The 23,570-nt window shown below is 43.2% G+C and carries 26 protein-coding genes; 14 read left to right on the top strand and 12 right to left on the bottom strand.

Annotation, left to right across the window (positions count from 1 at the left end; genetic code table 11):
• Positions 1–96: 96 nt before the first annotated feature.
• Positions 97–1,455: a nucleotide 5'-monophosphate nucleosidase PpnN gene (gene ppnN / locus G5S32_RS03760; RefSeq protein WP_165310558.1), complete on the top strand. Its 1,359-nt coding sequence runs from the start codon at positions 97–99 to the stop codon at positions 1,453–1,455.
• Positions 1,456–1,521: 66 nt separating this feature from the next.
• Positions 1,522–2,292, top strand: a complete 771-nt coding sequence (gene xni, locus G5S32_RS03755) for a flap endonuclease Xni (protein WP_165310557.1) — start codon at positions 1,522–1,524, stop codon at positions 2,290–2,292.
• 133 nt (positions 2,293–2,425) lie between these two features.
• Here xni and rlmM read toward each other — a convergent pair whose 3' ends face one another.
• The 7 genes from rlmM to pomA form a co-directional block, all read right to left on the bottom strand.
• The gene (rlmM, locus tag G5S32_RS03750) at positions 2,426–3,517 is read right to left on the bottom strand and encodes a 23S rRNA (cytidine(2498)-2'-O)-methyltransferase RlmM (protein ID WP_165310556.1); all 1,092 of its coding nucleotides are present in this window, start codon (positions 3,515–3,517) and stop codon (positions 2,426–2,428) included.
• Complete coding sequence (locus G5S32_RS03745) at positions 3,514–3,912, bottom strand: DUF423 domain-containing protein (RefSeq protein ID WP_165310555.1); 399 nt, start codon at positions 3,910–3,912, stop codon at positions 3,514–3,516. The genes rlmM and G5S32_RS03745 overlap by 4 nt, the downstream gene beginning before the upstream one ends.
• Positions 3,902–4,525 (bottom strand): alpha/beta fold hydrolase, encoded by a 624-nt coding sequence (locus G5S32_RS03740; RefSeq protein WP_165310554.1) that lies wholly within the window; start codon positions 4,523–4,525, stop codon positions 3,902–3,904. Before G5S32_RS03740 ends, G5S32_RS03745 begins: the two co-directional genes overlap by 11 nt.
• Complete coding sequence (locus G5S32_RS03735) at positions 4,518–5,426, bottom strand: transcriptional regulator GcvA (RefSeq protein ID WP_165310553.1); 909 nt, start codon at positions 5,424–5,426, stop codon at positions 4,518–4,520. Before G5S32_RS03735 ends, G5S32_RS03740 begins: the two co-directional genes overlap by 8 nt.
• A gap of 393 nt (positions 5,427–5,819) precedes the next feature.
• Positions 5,820–7,268: a tRNA uracil 4-sulfurtransferase ThiI gene (thiI, locus tag G5S32_RS03730; protein WP_165310552.1), complete on the bottom strand. Its 1,449-nt coding sequence runs from the start codon at positions 7,266–7,268 to the stop codon at positions 5,820–5,822.
• A gap of 202 nt (positions 7,269–7,470) precedes the next feature.
• Complete coding sequence (locus G5S32_RS03725) at positions 7,471–8,424, bottom strand: flagellar motor protein MotB (RefSeq protein ID WP_165310551.1); 954 nt, start codon at positions 8,422–8,424, stop codon at positions 7,471–7,473.
• A gap of 12 nt (positions 8,425–8,436) precedes the next feature.
• Complete coding sequence (gene pomA, locus G5S32_RS03720) at positions 8,437–9,201, bottom strand: flagellar motor protein PomA (RefSeq protein WP_165310550.1); 765 nt, start codon at positions 9,199–9,201, stop codon at positions 8,437–8,439.
• 351 nt (positions 9,202–9,552) lie between these two features.
• On the opposite strand from pomA, the gene xseB reads away from it, so the two are divergent.
• From xseB to dxs, 3 genes are all read left to right on the top strand, one after another.
• Positions 9,553–9,795, top strand: a complete 243-nt coding sequence (gene xseB / locus G5S32_RS03715; protein WP_042488944.1) for an exodeoxyribonuclease VII small subunit — start codon at positions 9,553–9,555, stop codon at positions 9,793–9,795.
• A gap of 99 nt (positions 9,796–9,894) precedes the next feature.
• Positions 9,895–10,779 (top strand): (2E,6E)-farnesyl diphosphate synthase, encoded by an 885-nt coding sequence (gene ispA / locus G5S32_RS03710; protein ID WP_165310549.1) that lies wholly within the window; start codon positions 9,895–9,897, stop codon positions 10,777–10,779.
• A gap of 20 nt (positions 10,780–10,799) precedes the next feature.
• Entirely contained in the window at positions 10,800–12,665 is a 1,866-nt protein-coding gene (gene dxs / locus G5S32_RS03705; protein ID WP_165310548.1) for a 1-deoxy-D-xylulose-5-phosphate synthase, read from the top strand.
• A 128-nt stretch (positions 12,666–12,793) separates the two neighbouring features.
• On the opposite strand, the gene truC is transcribed toward dxs, so the two are convergent.
• Both truC and G5S32_RS03695 read right to left on the bottom strand, forming a co-directional pair.
• Positions 12,794–13,513 (bottom strand): tRNA pseudouridine(65) synthase TruC, encoded by a 720-nt coding sequence (gene truC / locus G5S32_RS03700; RefSeq protein WP_165312701.1) that lies wholly within the window; start codon positions 13,511–13,513, stop codon positions 12,794–12,796.
• Positions 13,513–13,827 (bottom strand): YqcC family protein, encoded by a 315-nt coding sequence (locus G5S32_RS03695; RefSeq protein WP_165310547.1) that lies wholly within the window; start codon positions 13,825–13,827, stop codon positions 13,513–13,515. The genes truC and G5S32_RS03695 overlap by 1 nt, the downstream gene beginning before the upstream one ends.
• 106 nt (positions 13,828–13,933) lie before the next feature.
• Here G5S32_RS03695 and G5S32_RS03690 point away from each other — a divergent pair, with 106 nt between their 5' ends.
• Complete coding sequence (locus G5S32_RS03690) at positions 13,934–14,971, top strand: DUF3549 family protein (protein ID WP_165310546.1); 1,038 nt, start codon at positions 13,934–13,936, stop codon at positions 14,969–14,971.
• 8 nt (positions 14,972–14,979) lie between these two features.
• On the top strand, positions 14,980–15,282 hold the full coding sequence (locus tag G5S32_RS03685; RefSeq protein ID WP_165310545.1) for a DUF3301 domain-containing protein: 303 nt from the start codon (positions 14,980–14,982) through the stop codon (positions 15,280–15,282).
• A 25-nt stretch (positions 15,283–15,307) separates the two neighbouring features.
• Here the strand turns inward: G5S32_RS03685 and G5S32_RS03680 are convergent, their stop codons facing one another.
• The gene (locus tag G5S32_RS03680) at positions 15,308–15,787 is read right to left on the bottom strand and encodes a GNAT family N-acetyltransferase (protein ID WP_165310544.1); all 480 of its coding nucleotides are present in this window, start codon (positions 15,785–15,787) and stop codon (positions 15,308–15,310) included.
• A gap of 892 nt (positions 15,788–16,679) precedes the next feature.
• On the opposite strand from G5S32_RS03680, the gene G5S32_RS03675 reads away from it, so the two are divergent.
• Complete coding sequence (locus G5S32_RS03675; protein WP_165310543.1) at positions 16,680–16,973, top strand: hypothetical protein; 294 nt, start codon at positions 16,680–16,682, stop codon at positions 16,971–16,973.
• Complete coding sequence (locus tag G5S32_RS03670; protein ID WP_165310542.1) at positions 16,970–17,419, top strand: YaiI/YqxD family protein; 450 nt, start codon at positions 16,970–16,972, stop codon at positions 17,417–17,419. The genes G5S32_RS03675 and G5S32_RS03670 overlap by 4 nt, the downstream gene beginning before the upstream one ends.
• A 74-nt stretch (positions 17,420–17,493) precedes the next feature.
• Here the strand turns inward: G5S32_RS03670 and G5S32_RS03665 are convergent, their stop codons facing one another.
• On the bottom strand, positions 17,494–19,080 hold the full coding sequence (locus G5S32_RS03665; RefSeq protein WP_165310541.1) for an AbgT family transporter: 1,587 nt from the start codon (positions 19,078–19,080) through the stop codon (positions 17,494–17,496).
• 394 nt (positions 19,081–19,474) lie between these two features.
• On the bottom strand, positions 19,475–19,600 hold the full coding sequence (gene ykgO, locus G5S32_RS03660; RefSeq protein ID WP_165310540.1) for a type B 50S ribosomal protein L36: 126 nt from the start codon (positions 19,598–19,600) through the stop codon (positions 19,475–19,477).
• Positions 19,601–19,736: 136 nt separating this feature from the next.
• Between ykgO and tsaA the strand changes: the two genes are divergently transcribed.
• From tsaA to G5S32_RS03635, 5 genes are all read left to right on the top strand, one after another.
• Positions 19,737–20,432 carry a tRNA (N6-threonylcarbamoyladenosine(37)-N6)-methyltransferase TrmO gene (gene tsaA / locus G5S32_RS03655; protein ID WP_165310539.1) on the top strand — a complete coding sequence of 232 codons (696 nt, stop codon included), beginning with the start codon at positions 19,737–19,739 and terminating at the stop codon, positions 20,430–20,432.
• 67 nt (positions 20,433–20,499) lie between these two features.
• Positions 20,500–22,215, top strand: a complete 1,716-nt coding sequence (locus G5S32_RS03650) for a proline--tRNA ligase (protein WP_165310538.1) — start codon at positions 20,500–20,502, stop codon at positions 22,213–22,215.
• Between the two features lie 104 nt (positions 22,216–22,319).
• Positions 22,320–22,964, top strand: a complete 645-nt coding sequence (locus tag G5S32_RS03645) for a tellurite resistance TerB family protein (RefSeq protein ID WP_165310537.1) — start codon at positions 22,320–22,322, stop codon at positions 22,962–22,964.
• Between the two features lie 162 nt (positions 22,965–23,126).
• On the top strand, positions 23,127–23,333 hold the full coding sequence (locus G5S32_RS03640; protein ID WP_165310536.1) for a YaeP family protein: 207 nt from the start codon (positions 23,127–23,129) through the stop codon (positions 23,331–23,333).
• Positions 23,333–23,524: a DUF4250 domain-containing protein gene (locus tag G5S32_RS03635; protein ID WP_165310535.1), complete on the top strand. Its 192-nt coding sequence runs from the start codon at positions 23,333–23,335 to the stop codon at positions 23,522–23,524. The genes G5S32_RS03640 and G5S32_RS03635 overlap by 1 nt, the downstream gene beginning before the upstream one ends.
• Positions 23,525–23,570 lie beyond the last annotated feature (46 nt).

Genomic DNA, 23,570 nt, shown 5'->3' with positions numbered 1-23,570 from the left:
ACTTACTTGTCTTGATTGGTATAAGATGTGCTGTCTGCATCAGCTATTACACAAAGATCCTAGCGATCTCTTACCCTCTCAATTAAGGAGGCTCTCATGATCACTCAAGTCAGCCCGGCGGGGAGTATGGACTTACTCTCACAACTGGAAGTAGAACGATTAAAAAAAACTGCATCCAGTGATCTTTACCAGCTTTACCGTAACTGTAGCCTTGCGGTGCTCAACTCTGGAAGTCACACAGATAACTCAAAAGAACTGTTAGATAAGTACACTAACTTTGATATTACCGTCATGCGTCGCGAACGTGGTGTGAAACTGGAACTGACTAACCCACCAGAGCACGCTTTTGTTGATGGCCACATCATCAAAGGTATCCAAGAACATCTTTTTTCCGTGCTGCGCGATATTGTTTACGTCAATATGCACATTGCAGAAGGACAACGTCTCAACCTAACCAACTCAACACATATAACCAACTTAGTGTTTGGAATATTGCGTAATGCAGGAGCCCTTATTCCAGGTATTACACCAAACTTAGTCGTATGTTGGGGTGGTCATTCAATTAATCCAATCGAATACCAATACACTCGTGAAGTCGGTAACGAATTAGGTTTGCGTGAGCTAAACATCTGTACCGGATGTGGTCCAGGGGCAATGGAAGGTCCGATGAAAGGAGCGGCCATTGGTCACGCCAAGCAACGCTATGGTGATAAACGTTATATTGGATTAACTGAGCCTTCTATCATTGCTGCTGAGCCGCCAAACCCTATTGTGAACGAGCTGATCATCATGCCAGATATCGAAAAACGTTTAGAAGCGTTTGTTCGAATGGCACACGGTATCATCATTTTCCCTGGAGGTCCTGGTACGGCAGAAGAGCTTCTCTATTTGCTAGGTATTATGATGCATCCTGAGAATGCATCCCAACCAATGCCTATCGTATTAACCGGTCCAAAAGAAAGTGAAGAATACTTCCGTTCTATCGATGAGTTTATTGGTGAAACATTAGGTGCTGAAGCTCAGAAACACTACACCATAGTGATTGATAACCCAGCAGAAGCCGCGCGTATTATGAAAAATGCGATGCCTAAAGTTCGCCAACAACGTAAAGATAACGAGGATGCTTATAGCTATAACTGGTCATTAAAAGTTGAGCCTGAATTCCAACTTCCGTTTGAACCAACTCACGAAAACATGGCTAACCTAGATTTGCACTTGAACCAACGTCCGGAAGTTTTGGCTGCAAATTTACGTAGGGCTTTCTCTGGTATCGTTGCAGGCAACGTCAAGTCTGAAGGTATTCGAGAAATCGAACGTTATGGGCCATTTACTCTCCATGGCGATTCTAAGTTAATGAAGAAGATGGATAAGCTACTGAAAGACTTCGTTGAGCAAGATCGAATGAAGCTTCCGGGTGGTACTGCTTACATACCTTGTTATCGTATTGAAAGCTAGTCACGGTAGTAATGTTGTTAAAATTCATTAGAATAAGGGGCAATCGCTCCTTATTTTTTTGTGTTTATGTCTATTCATCTTGTCATTATTGATGCTCTCAATCTCATCCGTCGCGTTCATTCTGCACAGCCAGACCCTAATGATATTGAGAGAACCATAAGCACAACAACTCGCACGCTACAACGTATTATCAACGAATCCGAACCAACCCACATCATTGCGGTTTTTGATCACCACCTGCAAGACAGAGGCTGGCGTGCTGACCTTCTTCCAACCTACAAAGAAGGTCGAAAACCAATGCCCGAACCTCTTCAACAAGGATTAGATCGCATCCAGCAAGCATGGTGGGAACTGGGGATCGATTCACTGCTTTCAGAAGGTGATGAGGCAGATGATTTAGTCGCAACTTTGGCATGTAAAGTTGCGAGTCATAATGAGAAAGTCACTATTATTTCCACCGATAAAGGCTATTGCCAGCTTCTGTCACCAACTCTACAAATCCGAGACTACTTCCAACATCGTTGGTTAGATGAACCTTTTATTCAAAATGAATTCGGCGTTAAACCTTCACAGCTCGCCGATTATTGGGGATTAACGGGTATCAGCTCTAGTCAAGTTCCCGGTGTAGCTGGTATTGGGCCGAAAGCTGCGAAAGAAATTTTGACTCAGTTTACCGATATCGAACAAGCTTACGCCAGTGATGAACTCGCGCCTAAATATCGTAAAAAACTGGATGAACATATTGAGATGGCTCGAATCTGCAAACGGATTTCGACACTAAAAACCGACATCGAACTTGGCTTTAATCTTCAAGACATTCGCTTTAACAAAGAGTAGTGTTCACTTAAAGTTACTCTCATAAAAAACGCGCATATATGCGCGTTTTTTATGACTGATATTATCCTCTAGACAATTGCAGCTGTGAGTAAGCAACAAACAAAGCCCCTACAGCTTTCAATTACGGCGAGGATTAATGTGGAGAGATCGTCTTTAACGTCTGCACATGCACCGTGATTTCTTCGCGGTCATGATAAAGATGTTTCGCCTGAAGTCTAAACTTAACGTTATTATCTTTTAGGAATATTTTTAAGTTTTCAATATCCTGTAACACTTCATCATAACGACCTTTCATTGGTAGCTTAAGGTTAAAGATCGCTTCTTTCGCCCACCCACTAATTATCCACTCCCCCATCAATTGCGCCACACGAGAAGGCTTTTCAATCATGTCGCAAACCAACCATGTCACGTTCTTACGTGGCGGCTCAAACTTGAAGCCATCAACCATATGGTGTTTCACTTGTCCTGTTTCCATTAGGCTATCCGCCATCATTCCGTTGTCGATGGCATGTACAAACATCGAACGTTTCACCAATTGATACGTCCATCCACCAGGACATGCGCCTAAGTCTACTGCCCACATACCTGAAGCTAAACGCTCATCCCACTCTTCACGAGGAATGAAAACGTGGAATGCTTCTTCAAGTTTAAGCGTTGAACGGCTTGGCGCGTCCGCAGGGAACTTAAGACGAGGGATACCCATAAAGAACTTAGAGTTGTTATTGCTGTAGGAATAACCCACATAACAGTGACCAGACTTAACAAAGCACACATGAAGAACAGGTCTCTTCGCATTGTCTTTAGCTGTCAGAAGACCTTTACCGCGCATAGCTTGACGTAGTGGCACAGTAAACTTACGACAGAACTTCAACAGTTCTTTTGCTTCATTGGTATCTGGCGTTTCTACGCGAATATCTCCGCATAGAGGGAAATCTTCAAACTCGCCTAGTTCTGAAAGAATCGGCGAGATACGATCTTCAGTCGGTAGATCGGAAAGTTCAGCGGCAACGGCAAACATCTGGCGAGAGAAAATCAGCGCCTGAAAATCAATATCCTTGATCAGTTTGTCGGCATCCCCCTCTTGGTAACACTCAAACAACACATAACCAGCATTTTTCACGACACGAGGGAAACCAAAAACCTCAAGTTGCGTTGCTTTATCTTGTATTTCACCTGCGCATTCTTTCTCAAAGCCCGCACGGCAATAGAGCATCACTTGTTTCACTGTTTCACCTCATCAAAATTCATGGCAGCAAGAGCAAATAGAACCCAACCAATGATAAAGAGTAGCCCTCCCATTGGAGTAATTGGTCCAAACCACTTTATCCCTGTCAGCGCTAACGCATATAAGCTGCCACTAAAACAAAAGATGCCGATGATAAAGCAAATCGCTGCGCGGCTAAAATATTTTTGTGCTTTTTCACTGCGAGACAATGTCAGCAAAATACCACACGCAATCAAAGCCACAGCATGGATAAACTGATATTGCACCCCAGTTTGGAAAACATCTAAATGGTATGCGGTGACATGCGCTTTCAAACCGTGTGCAGCAAATGCCCCAAGAGCAACGGCAATACCAGAAAACAGACCACCTAATGTGAGCAGGTACTTACTTTTCATTGTTCAGTTCCAAAATAAATCGACTTAAATGTTCAATCGCAAGAGCAATATTGCCCACTTCAGTGTGTCCAGAAGACTTACGAGGTTTAAAGCTATGATCTCCATCGGGGATATACTCAAGCCTTATATGGCTGCTAAAATCGAAATTATTGCATTCATCCCGAGTCCCAAAAGTATCGCGCTCACCTTGTAAAATCAGACAAGGTTTCTCCATAGCTGCTAAATGCTCGCCTTTGTACTTATCCAACTTACCCGGAGGATGAAAAGGAAAACCTAAACAAGCAATACCTTTAACCATAGTGTTATCACTTAAAAGCGACGCCATTCTGCCTCCCATAGATTTACCACCTATGACGACAGGTTTCGATCCATACGCTTTAATCATTTCTTCGAATGCATCTAAAAGCTTCGGCGCTCTGTCTGGCGGGCGACGTTTACCGTCCTCTGATCGTTTTACCATATAAGGAAAGTTAAAACGCACGACACGAATACCCTTGTAAGCTAAACCTTTGGCAACTCGTGACATAAACTCATGGTCCATATCTGCACCGGCACCATGAGCAAAAATAAACAAAGGTGCATTTTCACCGCCATCTATTCTTGTATTACTCATCTAATATAACCTCTTGCTCACTGCGTGCTTTTTTCAACATCCAGTCTCGAAATGTGGCAATACGTCCCATATCCGCTTGTTTTTCGTGGCAAACTACATAGAAAGCATTACTAGTCATTAAAACTTCATCAAAAGGAGCCACGAGTCGACCTGCATCAATTTCTGGTTGCGCCAGCACATTATTACCCAATGCAATACCTTGCCCATGAACAGCAGCTTGAAGCACCATCGTTGAGTGACTAAAAATCGGACCGTGGTTCACGTTGACACCATCGATTTGGTTCTCTTTTGCGAACTGTTTCCAGTCACGACGCGAAGTATCATGTAACAAAGTGTGTTGAGGAAGGTCACTTAATGAATTTAAAGGCTTATGACCGAGTAACAAAGATGGGGAACAAAGAGGAATCAAAAACTCCTGATAGAGTTTGTCAGCGCGCAAACCTGGCCAATGGCCTCGACCGTAATAGATTGCTACATCAACATCATCGGTCAAAGATCCTTCCTCCATATCGACGGCCTTAATTCGCACATCGATATCTGGTTGCTGCTGGTTGAAATCAGCAAGACGCGGTACTAACCATTGAATCGCAAAGCTTGGTGGAAGACTAATGGTCAAAGCACCTTTTTCACTACGTTCCAATAACTTATCAGTAGCTTCAGCCAATGAACTAAAGATATCTTTAATATCTAGAAAGTAAGATTGTCCCTCTTCTGTAAGTAAAAGAGAGCGATTACGACGACGAAATAGCTTGATACCAAGGAACTCTTCAAGCGCCTTAATCTGATGGCTCACCGCTGCCTGAGTCACAAAAAGTTCTTCTGCTGCTCGTGTAAAACTCAAATGACGAGCGGCTGCTTCGAATGCTTTCAGAGAGTTCAATGGAGGTAATCGTCTGGACATGATTCAATCCTATGTATTATTCCCAATAATCATTAGTTTTTTTTATCTGAAACATTATAAATTGTTCATTGCTAACCAGCCAGAGAAAATCTATATTTCATCCCGTAATATGAGCCTGAACGGCTTGATTCTTCTGAATCAATTGGCTTTATTATTACGATGTTGTGTTTGCATACTCGATATTCGAGTTAGGTAGAATTCTACCACCTGTTTTGTACAGTTATCCCCTGTTACAAAACATATACTTCCTGTATTTATTTTGACCTGTCTGTCAAATTTTTAGCACCGCCTATTGGCGGTGTTTTTTTATACCCAAATTTCCTGCAAACATAAAAAAACGCAATCTGAATCAACCGATTGCGTTCTTACTATTTAAACTTATTACGTCAATGTTTATGGGCGATAAACTTTCACGTTCTTAAAGCCTTGTTCTTGCAGATACAATGCTTGTAATCGGCTCATTACGCCACGTTCACAATACAATAAGTAAGTCTTAGACTGGTCAAGATCACCAAACTGAGTCGAAAGTTTGAAGAATGGAATATGCTTCACTTCTACACCTTCGATTGCTAATGGCTTGTCTTCTTCCTCGTCTGCACTACGAATATCAAGAATCACAGCGTGTTCTTGCACAGCCGCGACTTGCTCCACTTCAGGCGCTTGCTCTTGGCTCTCTTTCTCGATATCACGAATATCCATAACGCGAGCGTCACGAACGACCTGATCAAGAATGGTGAAATCAAACTTAGCTTCTTCAGCTTCCAGTTTCGCTTTCACCGCTTTCACTGTTGGGCTCTTAGAAATCACACCACAGTATTCTGGCATTGTTTTCGCGAAGTCTTCAGTGCCAATTTCACGCGCAAGAGTGATGATGTCTTCTTTATCCCAGTTAATCAAAGGACGTAGAATCAGAGTATCTGTCACACCATCAATATGACGCAAGTTAGTGAGCGTCTGGCTCGATACTTGACCTAATGCTTCACCAGTAACCAAAGCTTCAATATTGAATTTTTCTGCTACTTGACCAGCTGCGCGCATAAACATACGCTTCAAAATAACACCCATTTGGCCGTCATCGACTTTCTCAAGGATCTCTGCAACTACAGGTTCGAAATCGACAGAAATGAAACGAACTTTGGCTGAAGAACCATATTTGTTCCATAAGAAATGTGCGACTTGCTTAACACCGATCTCGTGTGCAGGACCACCTAAGTTAAAGAAGCAATAGTGTACTTTTGAACCGCGCTTAATATGTAGGTAGCTTGAAACACCTGAGTCAAAACCACCAGAAATCAGGCTTAACACATCTTCCTGAGTTCCCAGAGGGAAACCACCAAGACCTTTGTAGCGATTAATGATTTGGTTTAATAGCTCATGGTTTACTTCAACGTTAATTGTCACATCAGGATTGGTTAATTTAACCTTTGCACTCTCTACCGCTTGGTTAAGACCGCCACCTACGTACCGCTCTAACTCAATCGAAGAAAACTCATGCTTACCACGACGTTTCGCACGAACCACGAAAGTTTTGTTTTCAATCAGACCACGGCTAGTCTCGAGAACTTGCTCATAGATATCATGAAGATCTTTAAACTCTGACTGTTTAACTTCTAAAACTTGTTGGATACCCGGAGTTCTGGTCAAAATTTCCAGTATTTCGTTAAAAAACTGGTCACTTTCAGACGTCACTTCGATATGGTCACGACGGTTAAATACTGCTACACCTGTCGTACGGCTCTTTACGATATTGCGAATATTAGACTCAAGAATTTTCGTGAAGCGCTTACGCACCGATTCACTCTTAACAAAGATTTCTGGATGGGGCTTAACAATAAATTTCATAAGTGTCTTCGCAATTAAAGTATTAACGTAATAGTAGCTTGTACTTAGCTATATCTCTGAATTCAGCAACAACGCTAATTTCATCGACGACCAAAGTGGGTATCACTAAGGGGGCGAGATTATACACGATAATGGCGCAACGATAAAAGCACACCAATGAAAAAGGCAAGCTGATGCTTGCCTTTAATCCTGTATCCTTCACTTACTGAATAGAACCCGCTTGTGTTGATGGAATCTCATCACTATAAACTGGCTCACCTTGCATGATGCTAATTTCTACACGGCGGTTACGAGCACGTTGAGCCGCTGTATCATTAGGACCTAAAGGCTCAGTATCTGCCATACCTCGCACGCGTAGGCGCTGGTGGGAGAAACCACGCACTGTTTCCATCTCTTGAGCCACAGACACTGCTCGTTGCGAGGAAAGATCCCAATTGGAACGGTACAACTCTGAATCGATTCTTTGATTATCGGTATGACCTGACACTCGCACAATGCCAGGAACATCTTTTACCAGATCAGCAATCTGACGAACCAAAGGACGGAACTTAGGCTGCAAGAATGCAGAACCTTCAGGGAATGCGCCTTTTTCACGAATGCGAATAACAATTTGCTGACCTAAGTTATCCACCTCAATGGCACCCTGTTCAATTTCACGTTGCAGTGCATTCTTAATGGTTTCCATTAAGGTCTCTGTTGCTTCCGTGGTTGCCTGAGATTGCTGCTGAGATTCAGATTCTGTATTTTGGTTGTCTTCGGTTGATGTTTCAGGAGACTGACCACCGGTCATTTCCCCCGCATCACGCATAGTTCCACCCGCTCTGTCATCATCCCCTTCATGGAACTCAAGTGTCTGCTGAGTAATGTCTATGGTTTGCTGCATAATAACATCAATAGGCGTCGGCTCAGGACGACCAGGACGGAACTCCTGCGCAATAATGCTAGTACCTTTTGGAATGTCTTTCACTTCCAAGCGGTTTTGCACACCAAAAGCAAATTTCATCGAACCGGCAATCTGCTTAAACTTCAGTACATCCATTTCCGAAAACGAAAGCAGAAGTACGAAAAAGCACATTAACAGTGACATAAGATCGGCAAATGTCCCCAACCAAGCGGGAAGCCCCGGCGGTGGACATTTACACTTTTGGTCATCCATCGTTCGCTCCGGTTATTCGTTATCTACATCAAGAGCTCGTTTGCCCTCGTTGAGGTAGTTCTTCAAGTAGCTGTCAATCACTCGTGGGTTTTGACCATCTTGAATGGCTAAAACACCATCCATAATTAGGCGACGGTTTAGAGTCTCTTGTTCACGACGAAGAGATAACTTATCTGCGATCGGGAAAAACACCATGTTTGCCAAAACCGCACCGTATAATGTTGTTAAAAGTGCAACCGCCATTGCAGGACCGATCGCTTTCGGGTCATCCATGTTTGATAGCATAGCCACTAAACCAACTAGAGTACCGATCATCCCCATTGCCGGAGCAACATCACCAAACGCACGGAAAACACCTGTACCAAATTCGTGTCGCTCGTCAGTTAAAGCAATATCTTTTTGTAGTGTGGCACGAACCACATCTGCATCATGACCATCCACCAGCAAATCAATGCCTTTCTGCATAAAGCTGTTACTGATTTCCATCTCTTCTAAGGCAAGGAAACCACCCTTACGCGCAGCATCAGCCATCTCTACGATTTTTGCGATCAAATCTTCTGGTTCGTCCGCTTTAAACATGAATGCTTTACCAGCGATTTTTGCGGCTCCAAAAAATTGCCCCATGGTAAACTTCATCAATACAACAAACGTTGAACCACCAACAACAATAAGAATTGAGGTAACGTCAACGAACATCATTAGGCTTCCACCTAAAACCATCGCCATAACGACGAAAGCTAAGCCACCAATCAGACCTATTAGCGTTGCTAAATCCACGAAGCACTCCTCAAACAATATGTTCGCATTGATTAGAGCCGAACGACTCTTAGATATTCTCTTATCGACAAGAGAATCAAATTCTTAAATAGAAAATTGACGAAAGGTCAATCGTCCTTCATTACGTACCCACATCAAGTTTATACTTAAAGCGTGCCAATATGCACCTTCGGCATTCATAGATTGCACAAACAACCCATTAATCATGTACAAACTGCAACTGCCAATTTTCATATTCGTTAGCGATATCGATTAAAAATTTCCTTAATTCTGACAAAATTAGTTGGTTAAATTTGACCATCAACACAGGCTAAGGTAACTTTCGTGCATCTTTTCCGAGGCAATAAGATTATGGCGAGTAAAAAACCAGAAAACATGTCTTTCGAGGCGACCATTGAAGAGTTAGATCAAGTGGTCGAGCAGCTAGAAAATGGTGATTTAACACTAGACGATGCGCTGAAAAAATTCGAACGCGGTATCGCACTTGCTCGCTCAGGTCAAAGCAAACTGGATGAAGCGGAACAACGTGTTAGCATTCTACTCAGCAACACTGACGATGCACCTCTCAGTGAATTCAACGAATTGCCGGAATAACTGATATTTATTGTTGTTAACTTATTTATTGCCCCTAGCCATTTTTGTCTTTGACTGACAATGCCGCTAGCGGCTAAACGAACCGTTTAAGAGTGTCCTATGATTGAGGCTCTAACCTCTTATCAGCAACGAAATAATGAGCAGCTTGACCATTGGTTGAACCGACTGCCTAACCAAAACTTACCGCTCATCGAGGCGATGCGTTATGGATTATTGCTTGGCGGCAAACGTGCTCGCCCGTATTTGGTCTATGTAACAGGTCAAATGCTAGGTTGCTCTATTCAAGATTTAGACACCCCAGCATCAGCAGTGGAGTGCATTCACGCGTATTCCCTTATCCATGATGATTTACCTGCGATGGATGACGACGAACTACGCCGTGGTAAACCAACTTGTCATATTAAGTTTGATGAAGCAACGGCGATCCTAACAGGTGATGCGCTGCAAACCTTGGCCTTTACTATTCTTGCGGAAGGTACGTTGTCTAACGAAGGCGAAGTAAATCGCATTAAAATGGTTCAAGTATTGGCTGAAGCCTCTGGAGCACAAGGTATGTGCTTAGGGCAAGCATTAGATCTTGGCGCAGAAAACCGTCTTATTTCGTTGCAAGATCTCGAAACTATTCATCGCAATAAAACAGGTGCTCTTATGCGCTGTGCGATTCGTTTGGGGGCTTTAGCCACTGGAGAAAAGGGATTAGAAGTTCTGCCTCAACTTGATAAATACGCCGATGCCGTTGGTCTCGCGTTTCAAGTACAAGATGACATTTTGGACGTCATAGGCGATACCGAAACTTTGGGTAAACCTCAAGGTTCCGATCAACAGCTCAACAAAAGTACGTACCCAGCTCTATTAGGATTGGACGGAGCGATAAATAAAGCCCAAACTCTGTTACAGGAAGCACTTCAAGCACTTGAAGCAATTCCATACAATACAGAGTGTCTTGAAGAGTTCGCCCGATACGTCATCGAGCGCAAAAATTAACACTATAAGCGCGCATAATTATGACTCTTGATATTTCAAAATATCCAACACTGGCTCTGGCAAATACGCCAGATGAATTACGCAGTCTACCTAAAAACATTCTGCCAAAGCTTTGTGATGAACTCAGAACGTATCTGCTTAATTCTGTTAGTCAATCAAGTGGTCACCTAGCTTCTGGTCTAGGTACTGTTGAACTGACAGTGGCGATTCACTACGTCTATAATACACCTTTCGATCAATTGATTTGGGACGTTGGCCACCAAGCATACCCGCACAAAATTCTCACTGGTCGCCGTGAAAGAATGCCAACCATTCGTCAAAAAGAGGGGCTTCATCCTTTCCCTTGGCGTGAAGAGAGTGAATATGACACTTTATCTGTCGGACACTCTTCTACCTCAATTAGTGCTGCTTTAGGTATGGCGATCTGTGCGGGTAAAGAAGACGCCGATCGTAAGATCGTCAGCGTGATTGGTGACGGTGCAATTACCGCAGGTATGGCATTTGAAGCGATGAACCACGCCGGTGACGTTCACCCGGATATGCTCGTTATCCTGAATGACAACGAAATGTCGATTTCAGAGAACGTAGGTGCACTGAACAACCACCTTGCTCAGGTACTTTCAGGTAGTTTGTATACCTCGATCCGTGAAGGTGGTAAGAAGGTTCTTTCTGGTATTCCACCAATCAAAGAATTAGTTCGACGCACTGAAGAACACCTCAAAGGTATGGTTGTGCCTGGAACACTTTTCGAAGAGTTGGGCTTTAACTATATCGGCCCGGTTGATGGCCACGACGTACTTGAACTGGTCAAAACACTGAAGAACATGCGCGAACTAAAAGGCCCGCAATTCCTTCATATTATGACTAAGAAAGGTAAAGGCTATGAACCAGCGGAGAAAGATCCGATTGGTTATCATGGCGTACCTAAATTCGATCCAAGACATAGCAGCCTACCTAAAAGCTCAAGCACTAAGCCAACGTACTCAAAGATCTTTGGTGACTTTTTGTGTGATATGGCAGCTCAAGATCCAAAACTCATGGCAATTACACCTGCGATGCGTGAAGGTTCTGGTATGGTTCGTTTCTCAAAAGAGTATCCATCCCAGTACTTTGATGTTGCGATTGCAGAGCAACATGCCGTAACACTAGCAACCGGTATGGCGATCGCTAAATACAATCCGATTGTAGCGATCTACTCGACTTTCCTTCAACGTGGTTACGACCAGTTGATTCACGATATCGCTATCATGAATCTGCCTGTTATGTTCGCTATTGACCGTGCAGGGCTCGTTGGCGCTGATGGTCAAACTCACCAAGGTGCGTTCGATTTAAGCTTTATGCGCTGCATCCCGAACATGACTATCATGGCTCCTGCGGATGAAAACGAGTGTCGTCAAATGCTCTATACCGGCCATAAACATCAAGGGCCGAGCGCGGTTCGCTACCCTCGTGGTAATGGTATGGGTGTTGAAATTGAGCAAGAGTTTACTGCACTTGAAATCGGTAAAGGTCGTTTAATGCGCCAAGGTGAGAAAGTCGCAATTCTAAGTTTTGGCTCTTTACTTCCTTATGCTCTGGAAGCCGCTGAAACATTGAATGCTACAGTAGCTGATATGCGATTCGTTAAACCATTGGACGAAGCTTTGATTAAAGAGCTTGCTGCAAGCCACGATGTGATTGTGACATTGGAAGAAAACGTGATTGCCGGTGGTGCTGGTGCTGGTGTGATCGAGTTCATGATGAAAGAGAAAATCATCAAGCCTGTATTAAATCTGGGTATCCCTGACCAATTTATTGCTCAAGGTACACAAGAAGAGATGCACGCTGAGCTTGGTTTAGATGGAGCAGGTATTCAAGCTGCGGTTGAAGCCTATCTGAGCAAATAAAATATCCCGTAAATCTATTATTCCTCCCCTTTCCAAGGGGAGGTTAGGTGGGGTTGCTTTCGCTACTGTGGAATTCAACCCCCTCTAACTCCCCCTCATCTGAGGGGGAGAACTAAAAGCGCAACAATTTAAAGGCTATCCCACCCAAACTCAGTAAACAGCTTTTGCCAAACTTCATCAAAAGCAGCTTTCAATACTAGTTCTTTCTGGGTATATGGATGGACAAAACGCAACTCACTGCCGTGTAACATTAATCGGTGACAATCGTACTCATCTCGATACAAGCGATTATGTTTGCCATCACCGTGAGTGGTATCTCCAACAATGGGATGACGAAGATGAGCCATATGACGACGTAGCTGGTGCTTACGCCCCGTCTTAGGCTTCATTTCCATCAAGCAGTAACGAGTAGTTGGAAACTTACCGGTTGAAAACGGCACTTCAACTTTAGCTAACGGTTGATACTCAGTCACCGCAGACTGAGCTTCTTTATCTTGCTTAGCAAACTTATCGGCAATTTTATCCAGTTCTTCTTTAAGCGGATAATCGAGCACGTCTCCCTCTTCAATCCAGCCTCTAACGATTGCGTGATACGTTTTTTCCATTTCATGATTGGCGAACATCGGCATCACATTAGAGGCAATTTCACTCGACAGCGCGAAAACCAACACACCAGATGTGGGTCTGTCTAATCGGTGCAGGGGAAAAACATGCTGGCCAATTTGGTCACGCAACGTCTGCATTACAAACTGGGTCTCATGCCTATCGAGCCATGAGCGATGCACCAGCATACCTGCCGGCTTATTTACAGCAACCAAATATTCGTCTTGGTAGATGATATCCAACATTACTGACATACCCTATCAATGTGGTTTACGACTAAAAGAACAGCTTGAAACTCGTCTTGGTGCTTCCAAGCCTCATCAAAATAGGGTGACAACTCAAAACCTCTGGGAATGGCTTGCCCTTCATTCAGCAATTTCTGCATCGTTGGGATAAAAACCCACTGAAGCCACTCATGAGGATCGAGTGTATCAATCGAAAAAGGCTCAACACTTTGCATCGCTTCGATACTCGGTGGTGTGGCTTGCCAGACTTCACATTGGCGTAATTCCGCTTCTAGTCGTTCTAAAGCTTGAGCCAGTTTTGTGTTAATTGTCATGAATCACCAAGTTTGTTGGTCGTACACCTTGAAAAAGTGCCATAGAGTACCATTTATTGAGGAAAGAAGGGTTATCCCAAAAGAATTTCAGGAACATTTTGCTCCCATGGACAATATTCAAACACTGACAGCACTACTCAAAAACAGTGGCTGCCAATATCAAATCTTCGATCTTGGTCGACGTATTCAACCTATTGAGAATGATCAGTTTTCGCACGTCGAGCAAGGTCATCAAGCTTACCCATGTCCAGTAAAGCGTACCGCTCATTTAGCTATTGCTTACTGGAATGAAACCAAGCAGCCTTGGATTTGGTTCCTTAAATTTGCTTTAGACGAACGTGGACTACTGCAACAAGCGGATGTCGGTCAGTTCATTAAGTATGTCGTTGAAGCCATGGGGACTCGCCTCAACAAAGAGCTTACCGAAGAGCAGCAAGATAAACTGGCGAACAATCCTTATACCTTCAAACCTTCTGAAGACAAAATGGCTGTTTTTCATAGCCAAATTCGCGCGACATTAGCAATGCCTTGCAGCCAATACTATGAGCACGCTCAGCACTATTTCTCTGGCGGTCTTGGTTGGAATAATTGGCAAACCGTAGGACTGCAAGGAATTACTGATATCTGCGCACGTTTGAACCAAGAACAAAATGGTCCTTTGGTTCGTAAAGCTCTATCTCACTTACCAACACAGCCACTATATGCTCTGCTGGGCGCTCTTGAGCACACAGAACTGCCAACCAAGCTTGCGGAACGCCTTGAAGAATTCGCACAAGCAGAGATATCAAGCCAAGATCCTGATCTGTTTTTACTCTCTGCATTAACTCGTGCCCTTTCAGGCGCAGACGAAAAGAGACTGAGTCAACTTATTGATTCAATTTTATCTAGTCCTCGTTTGAGCCATCCTGAAGTGCTAATTGCGATTGCTGGACGCGCTTGGAATGTGTTGAATAGCAATACCAGAGCAGAGCAGTTTTTGCTTAGACTGGCTCAAACAGGCAATCAAACCCTATTTAACCAATTGTTTGCTGACCTAGTCATGCTGCCAGAACTCAGAATGGTTCTTTTGCCACTATTACATGGCACACCTTCTGAAGAGCTCGCACAAGCATTAATCAAACTTCAACAAGATACCAAATCCTAAGGCAGACGATGATTGGAGACTTATTGGCAATATTAGCGCTATGCTTTGCCTGTTTTCTTTTCTGGCAACAAAGGCGCCAATCTGAAATCGCAAAATCACATATATTGCGAAAATGCGACCAACTTGAACTCCAATTGCTGAGCGTGTCTTTTGCTGGCCATAAATGGAAAACCAGCGATCATCGCTGGCTGTGGCATACGGTTTACTTGTTTGAGTTTTCAGCTCTAGGAGATGACTGTTATCAAGGCAAACTGGAAATGCGTGGGTTTATGCCCATTCGCTTTAATTTACCGCCACACCGAATGGTATAAATTTCTTTTTTATATTTAAGCTGCTTTAAGGTTTAGTCCATTCAAAATCATAACTTGGGGCGAAATGCTCGTCATTTTCGCCTCTGTTTTGAAATCCCAAAGCCTGTAATATTTTTATAGCGGATAGGTTTTCAATCTCAGCAGAAGCCACCACTCTCATCAAGCCTAATCTTTCACATGCTTTCGGAAAAAATGCTTTTAGTGCTTCTGATGCTAAACCTTGCTTCCAGTACATTTTATCGAAAATAAAGCCTAATTCAGCTTTGATATCGTCGCGTTCGATAAAGACGTGGCCCATGAACTCACGATTATAGTTATCCAATACCGCCATGGCATGAATGGAAGAATCGTTGAGCACGCGTTTGAATAATTCTCTGGATGCCGATACCGTTTTGGGGCCATTCATATGTGCCCTATTTTTAGCGCAGCAATTGAGCATCAGAAAATCCAACTCGAACGATTCTGTATAAGGAATTAACAGCGTTCGTCGTGTCACTATTGTCACAAACAGTCCTTGTTACACATCAAATAAACAACATCCTTGTTATTACTAACAAAGATAAAAATTTAACCCACTGATTATTTTAAATTATTTTTTGGTACAGATAACTTTAGGAAAAGATCACATTCTAACCGTTCTAACCGATAGAAATCGGTCATGTGATTACAAAACTGAAAGCAGAAATATGCAAATTAAGAAAACCCCAACACCGAAGTGCTGGGGTTTAAGTCTTGCGCGCAGCTTTCCCGCTACAGATGTATGCTTCCTGCATCATCCCTAAAAAACTGAATCCTTCAGTCTACTCCTGCATCGCCTTCCTAGCGGTGTCCGTTTTCATCCTTTGTGCTAACTATCCTGTTAGCGCTCATCACTTGTTCCTTGAGCGGTGTCCATTCCATCTTCCTGATGGTGTCCTACCCTTTCCTAGGGTTTATCCTTTTGCGTTCCTTGCCAACTAACTTCCTGTTAGCTGTTGAATCCGTTCGTATCCGTATCCATGTAGTGATTGTCCAATAATCACCTTTTCGTCCTGAAATCACCGTCCAGTGGTGTCTCCATTTCCGTGTCAGTTCCCTTCCGACGAGGTTTAATCTACGCCTTTGAGCATTTAGTGCAATCACCTGATAGAAAATAATTCTGTACACAAAGCAAACAATTAAATTATCAAACTAATATTCAATGAGTTACAGTCACCAAATAGCATTTTCTGCTTAACAAAACTCTAATATCGCACAGGGCTTGTAAGAGATCTCGCACAAGAGCTTGTTACTTTCACTATCACTCATCCTTTCACTATTCCTGATACAGAAAACCAAAGCAAAGCAGAGAGAGACTTTAGACGGGAATAATCTGGAAAACTGATATAGAATCATGCCATCTGATAGAAGGATGACCTATGCTCACACAAGATGTCACTAAAGAGCTCGAAAATGTGCTAACCACGCTACAGCAACAAGGAAAAGAACCGACTGTTGCTCTTGTTAAAGCACGTTTGAGCACATCAATTCCTATGGCTGCTCTTATTGCTGCGATTAAAAGCTGGAAGAACGCTAACCGTGTCCCTAAAGTTGAAGTGGCGGTCAAAACAAGCACAGATGCAGACCGTATTACACAACTGGAGCAAACAATAGCTCAACTCGCCAAACGTATCGAACAGTTAGAACAACAAATTAATGGTAGTGCTCAATGAAGATCTGGGTTGATGCCGACGCTTGCCCAAAAGTGATAAGGGAAACGATTGTGCGTGCTGCAGAGCGTACTGGAATTGAATGTACATTTGTTGCCAATCACATTATCCCTGTACCTAAGCGAATCAATATTCATTCCATCCAAGTTCCTGCGGGTTTTGATATCGCAGATAACGAAATAGTAAGACGAGTAGAAGCGAATGATTTGGTCATCACATCAGACATTCCGCTAGCTGATGAAGTGATTACTAAAGGAGCGTTAGCACTAAATTCTCGTGGTGAGCTTTACACAAAAGATACCATTAAAGCTCGCCTTAATATTCGCGACTTTATGGAAACTATGCGTTCAAGCGGCATTCAGACCGGAGGCCCAAGTGCACTTTCTCAGACAGAGCGCCGCGAATTCGCTAACCACTTAGATAGATATCTGTCGAAGTTTAAAAAATAGCTTGATTGAAATACAAAAAACCTGCGAAATTCGCAGGTTTTTTATTAATTGCATAGCCAATTTCCGTATAGCGCTTATGGCGTATAGTACGTTGCAGCACCTGGGCCTACAGGTAAACCTAGTAAGAAAACCCATACGTAGAACAACAAGCTCCAACCCACGATAAAGCAGATTGAGTAAGGCAACATAGTCGCGATTAGCGTACCAATACCTAAGTTCTTCATGTATCGAGTTGCAACTGCCAGGATCAAACCAAAGTAACTCATCATTGGCGTAATTATGTTAGTGGTTGAGTCACCGATACGGTAAGCCGCTTGAATGGTTTCAGGTGCATAACCCACTAGCATTAGCATAGGTACGAAAATAGGTGCTGTTACAGCCCACTGAGCAGATGCAGAACCGATCATCAGGTTGATGATGCCGCACATTAGAATGAATGCGAAGAACAGCATAGGACCCGTTAAGCCGATGTTTTGCAGGAAGTCTGCGCCCGCAACAGCAAACACTTGACCAAAGTTGGTCCACTTGAAGAAAGCAACGAACTGAGCTGCAAAAAATACCAATACAATGTACATGCCCATAGAAGACATAGATTTAGACATTGCATCAATAACATCACGGTCTGTTTTCATCGTACCGACAACACGGCCATATACGTAGCCTGGGATTGCAAAGAATACAAAGATGAAAGCAACGATACTTTTCAAGAACGGAGAACCAGCCACTGTACCGTCTGCAGAACGTAAAACACCATCTGCTGGAACGATAGTCCAAGCTAATAGAGCGCTCACTGCAAGCACTGCAATACCCGCCAATTTCAGACCTCGTTTTTCAACATCAGTCAGACTCCCCATTTTGTCACCAGAAAGATCTTCTGCTGCTTCCTCTGAGTTATATTTACCCAGTTTAGGCTCAACAATCTTCTCAGTAACGTATGCACCCATACCTGCAATGAAGAACGTTGATACAAACATAAAGTACCAGTTCACTTCAGGACCGACAGTGTATGTTGGGTCAATCATTTGCGCTGCCGTTTCAGTAATACCTGAAAGCAGTGGATCAACGGTGCCGATCAATAGGTTTGCTGAGTAACCGCCTGATACACCAGCGAATGCAGCAGCTAGACCCGCTAATGGGTGACGCCCTAAAGAGTGGAACAACATTGCCGCAAGTGGAATAAGAACCACGTAGCCAAGTTCAGATGCAGTGTTAGAAATAATACCCGCAAATACCACTGTTACCGTAACCATGCGAGCAGATGCGCCCATAACAAGGCCACGCATAGCAGCAGATAATAGACCTGAGTATTCAGCAATTGCGACACCAAGCATAGCAACAAGTACTGTGCCTAAAGGTGCAAAACCAACAAAGTTTTTCACTAAGTTAGTGACGATCAGTTGCAAACCTTCTGCATTCAGCAGGCTAACAACATGAATCATACCATCAGCAGCACGCCCTTTAGCGCCTTCTGGACGAGGGTCCATCACTGAGACTTCAAAGTAGCCTGCAATGCCTGATGAGATAAGAATCGCTAAACAGAAAATAGCGAATAAAGTAATCGGATGGGGTAATAGATTCCCTAAATACTCAACACCATCTAAGAAGCGGGTAAAAAAGGACTTTTTAGGTGCTGGTTTGTTTATTGAAGCAGACGAACTCATCTGTTTCCTCCTTGTAGTTTTCTCTATGCATTTGTGACAAAAATGTCAAAAACGCGGCGAAGAGTACTTGAGGGAGTGAACATTACAAAATCAAAGATGTTACAGAGTGTGTCTATTTAAGAATAATATAAACAAAACCAACACAATATACAGTGTTATAAACTATATAAATTTAAATACTAGAAATTATAAGTTAATGATCACATAAGTAGTAGCGAACACTTATACCATCCTAGATAACAATATGATCTGACTGAGCATAGATAGAACAGCGAATAGACGTCAAACGCAAACGTGCATTCATTCGTCCCTGAAGCTCCGCCGAGCCATCCATGGCTCGGAGGGTTTTCTTATCGACGCCCATTCACTGATCAGGAAATTTTCCAAAATGGTATTATCTCTGTACGGCTTTAAACCTAGGGTTAGCTTTACAGATAACGTAAAGACGTCCGCGACGCTTAACGATCTGACAATCTGGGTGGCGGCTTTTTGCGCTTTTCAGAGAACTTAGTACTTTCATGTTTGATACCTCAATTGAATAATTTGTTATAATATAACATATCAAAAGATAATTACTATCAATAATAATTTCTACTGTTCTTTATTAGGTATGATATTTTCCCTCTTCATTGTTACGATAATTTCATTACATACCGATGCATACAATCACTCCTATTGCGACTATTGAGAGCCCCTACAAAGAGAAATTCGCCGTTCCTCGTCAACCTAGATTAGTGCCGAGCGCTAGAGCTCGCATCAAGTTACTTGGCGAGTTGAACTGTTTAGAAGCGGTACGTGAGATAGAACAATTCAGTCATCTATGGCTATTGTTCTTATTTGATCAAAATCTTGAAGCCGGTTGGAAACCTACTGTGAGACCACCACGTCTCGGAGGAAATGAAAGAGTGGGTGTACTCGCGTCCCGCTCTACCTTTCGTCCTAATGGGATTGGCATGTCTGCTGTAGAATTTTTAGGTATAAATAAAGAAGGCGACCAATTCTTTATAGAGGTGGGCAGTGTTGATCTGGTTGATGGTACACCTATTGTCGATATCAAACCTTACATCCCCTATTCCGATGCTATACCTGAAGCCAAAGGTGGCTATGCAGAATCAGAGCCATTAACAATAAGCGTAGAGTTCTCTGCACATGCTCAAGCAGTTCTGAACGATTTGCCTGATTCAACGGTTAAACAAGCGGTTATTAGTGAAGTTCTAGCACAGGATCCACGTCCTGCCTACAAAAAAAATAAGCCTGACAATAAGCAGTACGCAGTACATTTGTACGATTTGAACATAAAATTCACCATATCAGATAACTTAGTGACAGTTACTACTATTGAACGCTTTTGACATTGGCATTTGGCTGATATTATTAGCGGCTAAATTTATTACCACCTTTGATAAACGGATACCATAAATGCGTACCAGTAAATATCTTCTTTCTACTCTGAAGGAGACTCCAAACGACGCAGAAGTAGTGAGCCACCAGCTCATGCTACGTGCGGGTATGATCCGTAAGCTAGCTTCAGGTCTTTATACTTGGCTACCTACAGGTCTTCGCGTACTGCGTAAAGTCGAAACCATTATTCGCCAAGAAATCGACAATGCAGGGGCAATTGAAACCTTAATGCCCGTTGTGCAGCCGTTTGAACTATGGGAAGAAACAGGTCGCAGCGAAAAGATGGGCCCTGAGTTACTTCGCTTTACTGACCGCCACACTCGTCCGTTTGTGCTAAGCCCAACAGCAGAAGAAGTGATTACTGCTCTTGTGCGTAATGAAGTGAGTTCATACAAGCAGCTTCCACTTAACCTGTACCAAATTCAGACTAAATTCCGTGACGAACGCCGCCCTCGTTTTGGTGTGATGCGCTCTCGTGAATTCTCAATGATGGACGCATACAGCTTCGACATTGATAAAGAAGGTCTACAAAAATCTTACGACGCAATGCACGACGCTTACTGTAAAGCATTCGACCGCATGGGTCTGGATTACCGTCCAGTATTGGCTGATAGCGGTGCTATCGGTGGTAGTGGTTCTCAAGAGTTCCACGTATTGGCAGAAAGCGGCGAAGACTTAATCGCGTTCTCTACTGAATCTGATTACGCAGCGAACATCGAAAAAGCAGAAGCGGTTGCACTTGCAGCAGAACTTGCAGCACCAACTCAAGATATGACTCTGGTTGACACGCCTAATGCGAAAACCATTGCAGAACTGGTTGAGCAATTTGAACTGCCTATCGAGAAAACCGTTAAAACGCTTTTCGTTAAAGCATCAGATGAAGTTGACGCAGACATCATCGCACTGATCATCCGTGGTGATCACGAGCTAAACGAAGTGAAAGCAGAGAACTTGAAAGAAGTCGCTTCGCCACTAGAGATGGCTTCTGAAGAAGAGATTCGCGCTCTAATCGGTGCAGGTCCTGGTTCACTAGGTCCTGTTGGTCTAACACTGCCATTCATCGTTGACCGCACAGTTGCTGTAACCAGCGACTTCAGTGCAGGCGCGAACGTTGATGGTAAACACTACTTCGGTATTAACTGGGGTCGTGACGTTCAACTGGGTAAAGTTGAAGACCTACGTAACGTTGTTGAAGGTGACCCAAGCCCATGTGGTAAAGGCACTATCATGCTCAAACGTGGTATCGAAGTTGGTCATATCTTCCAGCTTGGTACTAACTACTCTGAGAAAATGAACTGTGGTGTTCTAGGCGCTGACGGTAAGAACGTTATTCTGGAAATGGGTTGTTACGGTATCGGTGTGACTCGTGTAGTTGCAGCTGCAATTGAACAGAACCATGACCAATACGGCATCATTTGGCCAGACGCGATTGCACCGTTCCAAGTGGCTATCGTTCCAATGAACATGCACAAATCTGAACGCGTTCAAGAAGCAGCAGAGAAGCTATACGCTGAACTGACTGCTGCTGGTATCGAAGTACTGTTCGATGACCGTAAAGAACGCCCTGGCGTAATGTTCTCAGATATGGAGCTACTGGGTGTTCCTCATACGATCGTTATCGGTGATCGTAGTATGGACGAAGGCAACTTCGAATATAAAAACCGTCGCACTGGTGATAAAACTCCAGTGGCTATGGCTGATATCGTTGAGCACATCAGATCTCAAATGGCGTAATCACTAACGATTATCTTTAAAGGCTGCCCTTGTGCAGCCTTTTTTATTAATCCTAGATTCATCTACTCTCTTTTACACTGCTGAAAAATAAGAAGGAGAACGTTATGGATCTGAAAGCCTTACTCAATCAAGCACTCAACTCCAATTTGGTTCAATCTGGTAAGCAACAAGCCCAATCTTTAACTAAAGATAAAAGCCAACTTGCCACACTAGGTGCCGGCGCACTTGGTGGCGGTATCATTGGACTATTGATGGGTTCGAAGAAAACGAAAAAACTGGGTAAAAAAGCACTCACCATCGGCGGTTCAGCGGCATTAGGTGCACTAGCCTTTAAGCTCTATAACGACTGGCAAGCAAATCAAAATGAGGCACCAAAGCGTGCTACTTTTGACCAAACTAATCCTCGTCATGAGTTACTCATTCTCAAAGCGATGATCGCCTCAGCTAAAGCGGATGGTCATGTAGATGAACAAGAGATGGCAAAAATCAATCAAGTGATTACTGAAATGGGTGCAGATAGTGAAGTTCAGACGCTATTCCAGCAAGAACTGAAAAAGCCCTTAGACCCAAATGAAATTGCAGCATTAGCGCAAACTCCAGCGCAAGCTTCAGAGATCTATCTAGCGTCAGCATTAATTGCCGATGAACAGAATTTCATGGAAAAAGCCTACCTACAGGAACTCGCTAAACAACTTGGGTTGAATGAAGAATTGGTACAAAGCATCCATCAGCAGATAAATGGTGAATAATTCACCGGCTGAAACGTAACATTGAGCCAGCTCAAAGGTAACTTTTGTCTTCAATCTGCTCTCTGTGTATATTGAGAGCAGTTATCATTTATAAGGCAGACGTCTCGTTCTGTATTATTCATTCTGTATAAGCAGGTCGTTCTGTAAAAGTAGGATAGTGTTATGCAAGTTTACGATTGTTGCGATTTAGTTCGTGAGTTATACGCTCAAATTGGTAGTGGCGATCAAGCCTATATTCCTCAAGCAATTAGCTGCGCGGTTCGTGCACTTAACGATGTGGCAGCGGATACGTCTTTACCAAAAGAAGTCAGAGAGAAAGCGGCATTTGCTGCGGCAAACTTACTGATTTCTGATTTCGAGGACAAATAATGAATCTCGCCAATTTCGCTTCTATGGATACCGTCATGTTAATGAGCATAGTCAACATGAAGCTACGAGATGACTTTAATGGTGATCTGGACAAATTAGCCTCTTACTTCGATATCGATCGCGCGGCTCTTGAAGCAAAACTGGCTACAGCAGGGTTTGAATTTCTGCCAGAAGCAGGTCAGTTTCGCTAATCTTCGAATTTGATGATGTAGAATGCAAAAAGCGCAAACCAATGGG

The sequence above is a fragment of the Vibrio ziniensis genome (assembly GCF_011064285.1).
In the GTDB taxonomy this organism is placed as follows: Bacteria; Pseudomonadota; Gammaproteobacteria; order Enterobacterales; family Vibrionaceae; genus Vibrio; species Vibrio ziniensis.
This window is presented reverse-complemented; position numbering and strand designations above follow the sequence as displayed.